13 protein-coding genes are annotated in these 9,439 nt (G+C 63.3%); 6 read left to right on the plus strand and 7 right to left on the minus strand.

The features are described 5' to 3' along the window. Positions 1-27: 27 nt before the first annotated feature. From nusB to nrdR, 6 genes are all read right to left on the minus strand, one after another. Positions 28-528 carry a transcription antitermination factor NusB gene (nusB, locus tag OC610_RS14465; RefSeq protein WP_057713127.1) on the minus strand — a complete coding sequence of 167 codons (501 nt, stop codon included), beginning with the start codon at positions 526-528 and terminating at the stop codon, positions 28-30. Further along, positions 525-1,001: a 6,7-dimethyl-8-ribityllumazine synthase gene (gene ribH / locus OC610_RS14470; protein WP_181288414.1), complete on the minus strand. Its 477-nt coding sequence runs from the start codon at positions 999-1,001 to the stop codon at positions 525-527. Before ribH ends, nusB begins: the two co-directional genes overlap by 4 nt. Positions 1,002-1,089: 88 nt before the next feature. Then, a complete protein-coding gene (gene ribBA, locus OC610_RS14475) occupies positions 1,090-2,181 on the minus strand; it encodes a bifunctional 3,4-dihydroxy-2-butanone-4-phosphate synthase/GTP cyclohydrolase II (RefSeq protein WP_181288415.1) in 1,092 nt (363 codons plus the stop codon). A 16-nt stretch (positions 2,182-2,197) separates the two neighbouring features. Then, the gene (locus OC610_RS14480) at positions 2,198-2,860 is read right to left on the minus strand and encodes a riboflavin synthase (RefSeq protein WP_264428589.1); all 663 of its coding nucleotides are present in this window, start codon (positions 2,858-2,860) and stop codon (positions 2,198-2,200) included. A gap of 46 nt (positions 2,861-2,906) precedes the next feature. After that, positions 2,907-4,040: a bifunctional diaminohydroxyphosphoribosylaminopyrimidine deaminase/5-amino-6-(5-phosphoribosylamino)uracil reductase RibD gene (ribD, locus tag OC610_RS14485; RefSeq protein WP_264428590.1), complete on the minus strand. Its 1,134-nt coding sequence runs from the start codon at positions 4,038-4,040 to the stop codon at positions 2,907-2,909. Then, positions 4,037-4,501 (minus strand): transcriptional regulator NrdR, encoded by a 465-nt coding sequence (gene nrdR, locus OC610_RS14490; protein ID WP_013694316.1) that lies wholly within the window; start codon positions 4,499-4,501, stop codon positions 4,037-4,039. Before nrdR ends, ribD begins: the two co-directional genes overlap by 4 nt. A 128-nt stretch (positions 4,502-4,629) precedes the next feature. Between nrdR and OC610_RS14495 the strand changes: the two genes are divergently transcribed. The 3 genes from OC610_RS14495 to trxA all read left to right on the plus strand — a co-directional run bounded on the left by OC610_RS14495 (position 4,630) and on the right by trxA (position 6,802). After that, positions 4,630-5,094: a YbaY family lipoprotein gene (locus OC610_RS14495; RefSeq protein ID WP_264428592.1), complete on the plus strand. Its 465-nt coding sequence runs from the start codon at positions 4,630-4,632 to the stop codon at positions 5,092-5,094. Continuing rightward, the gene (locus tag OC610_RS14500) at positions 5,091-5,744 is read left to right on the plus strand and encodes a class I SAM-dependent methyltransferase (RefSeq protein ID WP_264428595.1); all 654 of its coding nucleotides are present in this window, start codon (positions 5,091-5,093) and stop codon (positions 5,742-5,744) included. Before OC610_RS14495 ends, OC610_RS14500 begins: the two co-directional genes overlap by 4 nt. Positions 5,745-5,929: 185 nt before the next feature. After that, positions 5,930-6,802, plus strand: coding sequence for a thioredoxin (trxA, locus tag OC610_RS14505; RefSeq protein ID WP_264428597.1), 873 nt, complete (start codon positions 5,930-5,932; stop codon positions 6,800-6,802). Between the two features lie 148 nt (positions 6,803-6,950). On the opposite strand, the gene OC610_RS14510 is transcribed toward trxA, so the two are convergent. Next, the gene (locus OC610_RS14510) at positions 6,951-7,301 is read right to left on the minus strand and encodes a hypothetical protein (protein ID WP_264428599.1); all 351 of its coding nucleotides are present in this window, start codon (positions 7,299-7,301) and stop codon (positions 6,951-6,953) included. A 120-nt stretch (positions 7,302-7,421) separates the two neighbouring features. On the opposite strand from OC610_RS14510, the gene OC610_RS14515 reads away from it, so the two are divergent. From OC610_RS14515 to OC610_RS14525, 3 genes are all read left to right on the plus strand, one after another. After that, on the plus strand, positions 7,422-8,006 hold the full coding sequence (locus OC610_RS14515) for a DUF2796 domain-containing protein (protein ID WP_264428601.1): 585 nt from the start codon (positions 7,422-7,424) through the stop codon (positions 8,004-8,006). A gap of 136 nt (positions 8,007-8,142) precedes the next feature. Continuing rightward, entirely contained in the window at positions 8,143-8,853 is a 711-nt protein-coding gene (locus tag OC610_RS14520) for an ABC transporter ATP-binding protein (protein WP_264428603.1), read from the plus strand. A 1-nt stretch (position 8,854) separates the two neighbouring features. Then, positions 8,855-9,439 (plus strand): ABC transporter permease (locus OC610_RS14525; RefSeq protein ID WP_264428605.1); only part of this gene is annotated, 585 nt, incomplete at its 3' end.

A 9,439-nucleotide genomic window follows, 5' to 3' on the forward strand; every position in this document is an offset into this window, starting at 1 on the left:
GAGACAGGACACCTGTTCAAGCGCCAATCAGCGCTTGAACGCCTTCACTTCAGCTTCACGCAGGCGCGGGGCGAGCTTGTCGAGCACACCGTTGACGAACTTGTGGCCGTCGGTAGAACCGAAGACCTTCGCCAGTTCGATCCCTTCGTTGATCACCACGCGATACGGTACGTCGACGCGCTTGAGCAGCTCCCAGGTGGACAGGCGCAGGACCGCCAGTTCAACCGGATCCAGCTCTTCGATGGTCAGGTCCAGGCAAGGCGTGAGGGCAGTGTCGATTTCGGTCTTGAATTGCGGAACCCCGTGGAGGATCTCGCGGAAGTACGCACCATCGACATCACTGAAATCGTTATCGACCCGGAATTGAGCTTCGATCTCGTTCAGCGATTGCTTGGCCATGTGCCATTGGTACAGGGCCTGGGTCGCGAGCTGACGGGCTTCGCGACGCTTGGCGCTTTTCGATGGCTTGCCGGCGTCCGCAGGCTTTGGATCGCGCGGGTTGAAACGATCGCTTTCGTCGCTAATCACTTGGCCTCCAACTGCGCCAGCAGGCTGACCATTTCCAGGGCGGACAGGGCAGCTTCGGCGCCTTTGTTGCCGGCCTTGGTGCCGGAACGTTCGATGGCTTGCTCGATGGAATCAACGGTCAGCACGCCGAAAGCGACCGGCACGCCGAACTCCATGGACACCTGGGCAAGGCCCTTGGTGCATTCGCCCGCCACGTATTCGAAGTGCGGAGTACCGCCACGAATGACCGCGCCCAGGGCGATGATCGCCGCATATTCGCCTTTTTGAGCGACTTTCTGCGCAACCAGCGGAATTTCGAAGGCGCCAGGCGCACGGATGATGGTGATGTCGCCTTCGCTCACGCCATGGCGAACCAGCGCATCGACCGCGCCGTCGACCAGGCTTTCAACCACAAAGCTGTTGAAACGGCCGACTACCAGCGCGTAGCGGCCCTTGGGGGCGATGAAGGTACCTTCGATGGTCTTCAGGGTCATTCGTCAGATCTCTTAAAGAGCCGGAGCACGTTCGATACGCGCTCCTCAGTGATATTAGCCACGAATACAGGGCGGGAATCCCGGGCCATTATTCGGAGGGCACGTATTCTACAACTTCCAGATCGAAACCGGATATCGCATTAAATTTCATGGGTGCGCTCATCAGGCGCATTTTGCGTACGCCCAGGTCGCGAAGAATCTGCGAGCCGGCACCGACGATGCTGTAGGTGGTCGGCTTTTTCACCGGTTGTTGCTCGGTGGTTTCGCGGATATGCGCCAGCAGCACATCGCCATCGAGCGGGTGTCCGAGCAGCAGCACCACGCCGCTGCCCGCCTCTGCCACCGCGGCCATGGCGGCGCGCAGGCTCCAGCGGCCTGGTTGCTTGACCATCAGCAAGTCGCGCAGCGGGTCCATGTTATGCACGCGAACCAGCGTCGGTTCTTCAGCGCAAACAGTCCCCAGGGTCAGCGCCATGTGCACGTCGCCTTCCACCGAATCGCGGTAGGTCACCAGGTTGAACTGGCCCAGTTCGCTGTCCAGCGGCTGCTCGGCAATCCGCTGAACGGTACGTTCGTGGATCATCCGATAGTGGATCAGGTCGGCGATGGTGCCGATCTTGATGTTGTGCTCGATGGCAAAGGCTTCCAGTTCCGCGCGACGGGACATGGTGCCGTCGTCGTTCATCACTTCGCAGATGACGCCGGCGGGCTCGAAACCGGCCATGCGCGCCAGGTCGCACGCCGCTTCGGTGTGGCCGGCGCGGGCCAGGGTGCCGCCGGCCTGGGCCATCAGCGGGAAGATGTGGCCGGGGCTGACGATGTCTTCGGCCTTGGCGTCGGCGGCCGCAGCGGCTTGCACGGTGCGCGCGCGGTCAGCGGCGGAGATACCGGTGGTCACGCCCTCGGCGGCCTCGATGGACACGGTGAACTTGGTGCCGAAGCCGGAACCGTTGCGCGGCGCCATCAGCGGCAGCTTCAGCAGTTCGCAGCGCTCGCGGGTCATCGGCATGCAGATCAGGCCGCGGGCGTGCTTGGCCATGAAGTTGATGTGTTCGGCCTTGCAGCATTCGGCGGCCATGATCAGGTCGCCTTCGTTCTCGCGGTCTTCGTCATCCATGAGGATGACCATCTTGCCTTGGCGGATGTCTTCAACCAGTTCTTCGATGCTATTGAGCGCCACTCGGCACCCCCTTGGGTCAGGATTTGAGGTAGCCGTTGGCGGCCAGAAAACTTTCAGTGATGTTACCGGTAGCAGGCGTTGCGGCCTTGTCGCCCAACAGCAGGCGCTCCAGGTAACGGGCCAGCAAGTCGACCTCCAGGTTGACCCGGCGGCCTGGCCGGTACGAAGCCATGATGGTTTCGCTCAACGTATGGGGAATGATCGTCAGCATGAACTCGGCGCCATCCACCGCGTTGACCGTCAGGCTGGTGCCGTCGACGGTGATCGAGCCCTTATGGGCGATGTACTTGGCGAGTTCTTTCGGGGCGCGGATACGAAACTCCACGGCCCGGGCATTATCGGTACGGGAAACGACTTCACCGACGCCATCCACATGGCCGCTGACCAGGTGTCCGCCCAGGCGGGTTGTCGGCGTGAGGGCTTTTTCCAGGTTGACCGGGCTGCCACTCTTGAGATCATTCATGGCGGTGCAGTCGAGGGTTTCGCGGCTGACGTCGGCGAGAAAACCGTTGCCCGGCAGCTCGACGGCGGTCAGGCAGACACCGTTCACGGCGATACTGTCGCCCAACTTGACATCGCTCAGGTCGAGCTTGCCGGTTTCGACATGGACCCGCACATCGCCGCCCTTGGGGGTGAGTGCACGGATGCTGCCGATGGATTCGATGATGCCGGTAAACATGGAGTCCTCCTCGAGAACAGGCCGTCGCTTGCGCGAAAGCCGGAAATTATACGCTCGCCAGCGGAACGGGGACGGCAATGACTCGCCAGTCATCGCCCACGGCGCGAATGTCGATGATTTTCAGCAGTGGCGCGTCTTTCATTTGTGCCAGTGGCCAGTCGAGCAGCGGCCGCGCTGTGGAACCGAGGAACTTGCCGGCAATGAAAATCTGGAATTCGTCCACCAGGCCTTGCCGGGCAAATGCTCCCGCCAGTCGCGGGCCGGCCTCCACCAGCACTTCATTCACGCCTCGGGCCGCCAATTCAACCAACAGCCGTCGCAAATCGACCTGACCGTCTTCACCCGCCACGATCATGCATTCGGGACCGTTGGCGTACTGTTCTTCCACCGCCATGCAGGTAGCGACCAGCGCCGGGCCGGCCTTGAAAAACGACGCGTTCAGCGGCACCCGCAGGCGTCCATCCACGAGCACGCGCAATGGCGGGCGGCTCATGGCCAACGCAGTCTGCTCGGCGTCCAGCCCCAGCTCGTCGGCGCGCACGGTCAGCCGGGCGTTGTCCGCCAGCACCGTGTCGGCACCGGTCAGCACGACACTGGCCTGGGCCCGCAGGCGTTGGACCGCCGAACGTGCAGCGGGGCCGGTGATCCACTGGCTCTCGCCGCTCTCCATGGCGGTGCGACCATCGAGGCTCATGGCGAGCTTGACCCGCACGAACGGCAGGCCGTGCTCCATGCGCTTGAGGAAACCTTCGTTGAGCTTGCGCGCTTCGCCTTCGAGCACGCCGCTTTCAGTCGCGATGCCAGCCTGGGCCAGCCGTTGGAGACCGCGACCGGCGACTTCGGGATTGGGGTCCTGCATCGCCGCCACCACCCGCGCCACGCCAGCGTTGACCAGCGCATCGGCACACGGCGGCGTACGGCCATGGTGGCTGCACGGTTCGAGGGTCACGTAGGCCGTGGCGCCCCGGGCGTTGTCACCGGCGGCGCGCAGGGCATGGACTTCGGCGTGGGGTTCGCCAGCGCGGATGTGCCAGCCTTCGCCGACCACCTGCCCGTCCCGCACGATCACGCAACCCACGCGCGGATTGGGGTGGGTGCTGTAGTGACCGCGCCGCGCCAGTTCCAGGGCACGGGCCATGTAATGAGCGTCAAGGACGGCTTGCTGCGCCGGGCTGGTCATTCTTTCACCGGCTCGCGGGCCAGGCGGTCGATTTCTTCGCGGAACTCGTTCAAGTCCTGGAAGCGTCGATAGACCGAGGCGAAGCGGATGTAGGCCACTTCATCGAGCTTCTGCAACTCGGCCATCACCAGCTCGCCGACAACGAGGGACTTGACCTCGCGCTCGCCGGTCGCGCGCAGCTTGTGCTTGATGTGCACCAGCGCCGCTTCCAGGCGCTCGACGCTCACCGGGCGTTTCTCCAGGGCGCGCTGCATGCCGGCGCGCAGTTTTTCTTCGTCGAACGGCTGGCGGCTGCCGTCGGTCTTGATCAGGCGCGGCAACACCAGTTCAGCCGTCTCGAACGTCGTGAAACGCTCGCCGCAGGCCAGGCATTCGCGGCGGCGGCGGACTTGTTCGCCTTCGGCGACCAGTCGCGAGTCGATGACTTTGGTGTCGTTGGCACCGCAGAAGGGACAGTGCATGGTGGCAGGCAACAAAAAAAAGGGAGGGCCATGGTAGCGCATCCCACTGGCAAGACAAGCCATAGGGTTTACGGTATACAGACGGGCTTATCGCCAGATCCATGGAAATCACCTTGCTGGAGCCACCCATGCCGCTACGATCCATTGTTTTGCTCAGCCTTTTCAGCCTGCTGATGGCGTGCAGCAGCGACGCCCCCAAACCCGCCCCACCGGCGCCAGCACCCGCACCAAAACAGGCCCAGGAGAAGGCCCGCCAGGCGGCGGAGCTGGGACCGCTTCCGGCGTACCAGCGGGAATTGAGCGGTACCTTGCAAGGCGTGCCGGCCGGCGCCGAAGTGGAGCTGGCGCTGCTGGTGATCGATGACAAGGATCGCCCGCAGCAACTGCTCGCCAGTTCCAGCCTGATCGGCACCAATCAGGCCCTGCCGTTCCATCTGCGCTTCAACCCCGAGGCGTTCCCCGTTGGCGCCCGCGTGGAATTGCGCGGCCGGGCCAGCCAGTCGGGCCAGTTGATCCTGCACCTGCCGGAGCAACGCATCAGCCAACCGACCACCCAGGCGCTGGGCGTCCTGCAATTCGTCAAAGCGCCATGACGGCACCGCAGGACCTGCAACAAGCGCTGGGCGAGTTGCTTGGCGATGCGCGTTTGGTGGCCTGTCCGCTACCGGGCACAGACTTGAAGTTGTGGCTGATTGACGGCGACAACATGGACCGCGCCTTCAGCCCAGAGGAAACCCGGCGCATCCTCCACGAACCGCCCTACTGGAGTTTTTGCTGGGCCAGCGGCCTGGCGATGGCGCGCTACCTGGCCGAACAGCCACAGTGGGTCGAGGGCAAGCGAGTGCTGGATTTCGGTGCCGGTTCCGGTGTGGCGGGCATCGCGGCGATCAAGGCCGGCGCGCTGGAAGTGGTGGCCTGCGACCTGGATCCGCTGGCCATCGCCGCGTGCCAGGCGAATGCCGAACTCAACGGCGTCGAGCTGGGTTATTCGACGGATTTCTTCGCCGAGGCTGATCGCTTCGATCTGATCCTGGTCGCCGACGTGCTCTACGACCGGGCCAACCTGCCGCTGCTCGATGAGTTTCTCAGCCGGGGTCGCGAGGCGTTGGTGGCGGATTCCCGGGTGCGGGATTTCCAGCATCCGCTGTACCGGCGCATCGAAATGCTCGAGGCCATGACCTTGCCGGACCTGGCCGAGCCGGAGGAGTTTCGGCATGTGAGCCTGTACCACGCGCGGCGTTGACCCTAGAAGCATCGCGAGCAAGCTCGCTCCCACAAGGGATCTCAAGTGTTCATGCGATCCTTGTGGGAGCGAGCTTGCTCGCGAAGGCGTCCTGCCAGACACCACAAGACGAAAGACCTCCCCGCTTTCAGCCACCCCAACCAAGCCGTATAGTTGCCCCATTCAAGCGTTCTACGAGATTTCCCATGACCCAGGACACGCCCTACATCTTCGACGCCACCACGGCCGATTTCGACCAGTCGGTGATCGAAAACTCCTTCCACAAACCGGTGCTGGTGGATTTCTGGGCCGAGTGGTGCGCGCCGTGCAAGGCGCTGATGCCCATGTTGCAAGGCATCGCCGAGAGCTATCGGGGTGAACTGCTGCTGGCCAAGGTCAACTGCGACATCGAGCAGGACATCGTCGCCCGCTTCGGCATTCGCAGCCTGCCGACCGTGGTGCTGTTCAAGGACGGCCAGCCGGTTGACGGTTTCGCCGGGGCGCAGCCGGAATCGGCGGTGCGGGCAATGCTCGAGCCGCATGTGCAGATGCCGCCGCCAGCCGCCGCCGATCCGTTCGAACAGGCCCAGGCGCTGTTTGACGAAGGCCGCTTCGCCGATGCCGAAGCCGTGCTCACGGTGCTGCTGGGCGAAGACAACACCAACGCCAAGGCGCTGATTCTCTACGCTCGCTGCCTGACCGAGCGCGGCGAGTTGGGCGAGGCACAGACAGTGCTCGACGCGGTGAAAAGCGACGAGCACAAGGCCGCACTGGCCGGTGCCAAGGCGCAGATCCAGTTCCTCGGCCTGGCCAAGGATCTACCGGACGCCGCCGACCTCAAGGCGCGCCTGGCGCAAAATCCGCAGGACGATGAGGCGGTGTATCAACTGGCGATCCAGCAACTGGCGCGCCAACAGTACGAAGCGGCCCTCGATGCGCTGCTCAAGCTGTTCATCCGCAATCGCAGCTACAACGAGGGCCTGCCCCACAAGACCTTGCTGCAAGTGTTCGAACTGCTGGGCAACGACCATCCGCTGGTAACGACCTACCGCCGCAAGCTGTTCGCCGCGTTGTATTGATTGCAGTGCAGGAGCTGCGTAGGAGCTGCCGAGCGAAGCGAGGCTGCGATCTTTTGATCTTTTGATCTTTCACTTGAGATTCAAGTGGTCTGGGGTAAAGATCGCAGCCTCGCTTCGCTCGGCAGCTCCTACACGGCCTACACAGCGCCTACACTGTTTCGTGCCAGCTGTAGAGCGGTGTGTCGCCGCCGCTGATGACTTTTACATCCGGGCTGTGGCGCAGGCGCACCAGCAGGCGCTTGCCTGACGAGGCGCTGCCGGTCAGGCCTTCGAGTTGTTCCAGCAGGTCCGGGCCGCTCAGTTGGCCGGCCTTGCGCAGCAGTTCCCGGGCGATCTGCCACTGGGCATCGTCCTGATTCGTCGACTTGGCCGGGGCCGTCGTCGCCCCCTCTGATTGGGCCACTTGCAATTGCGCGCCGAGCTGCGCCCAGTCGCCCTCATCCATTTCGATCGTCAAGTCCACCGGCCACTCGCCGACGGTTCCGCGTATCCGCAACATCACCGTGCTCCTGAAGATTTCATGTTCGCATGCTCCCATGGGCCTTGCGCGACGCCAAGCAGACGGTCAAACTCTGCGCACTTTCGTTATAAGATTACATAACCTTTTCGGAGACTCGTCATGCGTCGTCTGCTTCTCGCTTTGCCGTTCGCCCTGCTGCCATTGGCCGTCGCTCACGCCGCGGTGGAGCATGACCATGATCACGAACATGGCAGCCTCGGCGCCCATGAACACGGTGTCGCCCGATTGAACGCCGCCCTGGACGGCCAGACCCTGGAATTGGAACTGGAAAGCCCGGCGATGAACCTCGTGGGCTTCGAACACGCCGCCACCAGCGATGCCGACAAGGCCAAGGTCGCCGCCGTGCGCGCGCAACTGGAAAAACCGCTGGCGCTGTTCAACCTGCCAGCCGCCGCCAACTGCACCGTGGCCCAGCAGGAACTGGAAAGCCCGTTGTTCGGTGATGAACCGGACCATGAAGACCATGACGAAGACGCCGATGGCGACGAACACCATGGCGAACACAGCGAGATCCACGCCCACTACCAATTCACCTGCGCCACCCCTGGCGCCTTGAAGAACCTGGACTTGGCAACGCTGTTCAAAACCTTCCCGGCCACCCAGAAAATTCAGGTACAACTGATCAGCCCGAGCGGCCAGCAAGGCGTGGAAGTGACGGCCAAGGCGCCAGCGCTGAAATTCTGATTCACCGCAAAAACCCTGTGGGAGCGAGCCTGCTCGCGAATGCGGTGAGTCAGTCAACATCGGTTTGGATGTGCCGGCGCCTTCGCGAGCAGGCTCGCTCCCACAGGAACTCCCGTTAACCTGAAAAACCGGCGATATGACCCAAGCACTCATCGAATTGTCCAACCTGGGCTTCAGTTGGCCCGGGCATCCGCCCTTGCTGGATATCCCGGCGTTTCGCCTGGAAGCCGGCGAAACCGTGTTCCTCAAGGGTCCGAGCGGCAGCGGCAAGACCACCTTGCTGGGACTGCTGGGCGGTGTGCAGACACCGGATCGCGGCAGCATCCGCCTGCTCGGCCAGGAACTCAGCGAACTGGGCGCCGGCCGCCGCGACCGCTTCCGTGTGGACCATACCGGCTACATCTTCCAGCAGTTCAACCTGCTGCCGTTTCTCTCGGTACGCGAGAATGTCGAACTGCCCTGCCACTTTTCCAAACTGCGCGCGCAACGGGCTATCCAGCGTCACGGCAGCATCGACCAGGCCGCCGCCGCCTTGCTGGCCCACCTGGGGCTGACCGATCCAAGCCTGTTGGAGCGGCGCGCCGATTCATTGTCCATCGGCCAGCAACAACGGGTCGCCGCCGCCCGCGCCTTGATCGGCCAACCGGAACTGGTGATCGCCGACGAACCGACTTCGGCCCTGGACTACGACGCTAGGGAAAATTTCCTGCGCCTGTTGTTTGCGGAATGCCGCGAGGCCGGGTCGAGCCTGTTGTTTGTCAGCCATGACCAGAGCCTGGCGCCGCTGTTCGACCGTAACCTCTCGCTGGCCGATCTCAATCGTGCCGCCACGCCACTCGAGGTCTGAGATGTATTTGTTCCGTCTAGCCATGGCCAGCCTGGCGAACCGCCGCTTCACCGCGATCCTCACTGCATTTGCCATTGCCCTGTCGGTGTGCCTGCTGCTGGCGGTGGAACGCGTGCGCACCGAAGCGCGAACCAGTTTCGCCAGCACCATCAGCGGCACCGACCTGATCGTCGGCGCCCGTTCCGGCTCGGTGAACCTGCTGCTGTACTCGGTGTTTCGCATCGGCAACGCCACCAACAACATCCGCTGGGACAGCTTCGAGCAGTTCGCCAATAACCCGAAAGTGAAGTGGGCGATTCCCATGTCCCTCGGCGATTCCCATCGCGGCTATCGGGTGATGGGCACCACCGAGGCCTATTTCGAGCATTACCAGTACGGCCGCCAGCAACACCTGGAACTGGCCGATGGCCGGGCGTTCGCCACCGATCCATTCGAAGTCGTGCTGGGCGCCGAAGTGGCCGAGGCGCTGCATTACAAACTGGGTGACAAACTGGTGCTGGCCCACGGCGTGGCGGCGATCAGCCTGGTCAAGCATGACGACAAGCCCTTCACCGTGGTCGGGATTCTCAAGCGTACCGGCACGCCG

The organism is Pseudomonas agronomica, assembly GCF_025917275.1.
GTDB lineage: Bacteria > Pseudomonadota > Gammaproteobacteria > Pseudomonadales > Pseudomonadaceae > Aquipseudomonas > Aquipseudomonas agronomica.

Excerpts from the sequence above, each read along its gene's own strand:
- OC610_RS14480 (WP_264428589.1), bottom strand. The coding sequence starts at position 2,860 with ATGTTTACCGGCATCATCGAATCCATCGGCAGCATCCGTGCACTCACC.
- OC610_RS14500 (WP_264428595.1), top strand. The coding sequence starts at position 5,091 with ATGACGGCACCGCAGGACCTGCAACAAGCGCTGGGCGAGTTGCTTGGC.
- OC610_RS14520 (WP_264428603.1), top strand. The coding sequence starts at position 8,143 with ATGACCCAAGCACTCATCGAATTGTCCAACCTGGGCTTCAGTTGGCCC.
- trxA (WP_264428597.1), top strand. The coding sequence starts at position 5,930 with ATGACCCAGGACACGCCCTACATCTTCGACGCCACCACGGCCGATTTC.
- OC610_RS14510 (WP_264428599.1), bottom strand. The coding sequence starts at position 7,301 with ATGTTGCGGATACGCGGAACCGTCGGCGAGTGGCCGGTGGACTTGACG.
- nrdR (WP_013694316.1), bottom strand. The coding sequence starts at position 4,501 with ATGCACTGTCCCTTCTGCGGTGCCAACGACACCAAAGTCATCGACTCG.
- ribH (WP_181288414.1), bottom strand. The coding sequence starts at position 1,001 with ATGACCCTGAAGACCATCGAAGGTACCTTCATCGCCCCCAAGGGCCGC.
- OC610_RS14495 (WP_264428592.1), top strand. The coding sequence starts at position 4,630 with ATGCCGCTACGATCCATTGTTTTGCTCAGCCTTTTCAGCCTGCTGATG.
- OC610_RS14515 (WP_264428601.1), top strand. The coding sequence starts at position 7,422 with ATGCGTCGTCTGCTTCTCGCTTTGCCGTTCGCCCTGCTGCCATTGGCC.
- ribD (WP_264428590.1), bottom strand. The coding sequence starts at position 4,040 with ATGACCAGCCCGGCGCAGCAAGCCGTCCTTGACGCTCATTACATGGCC.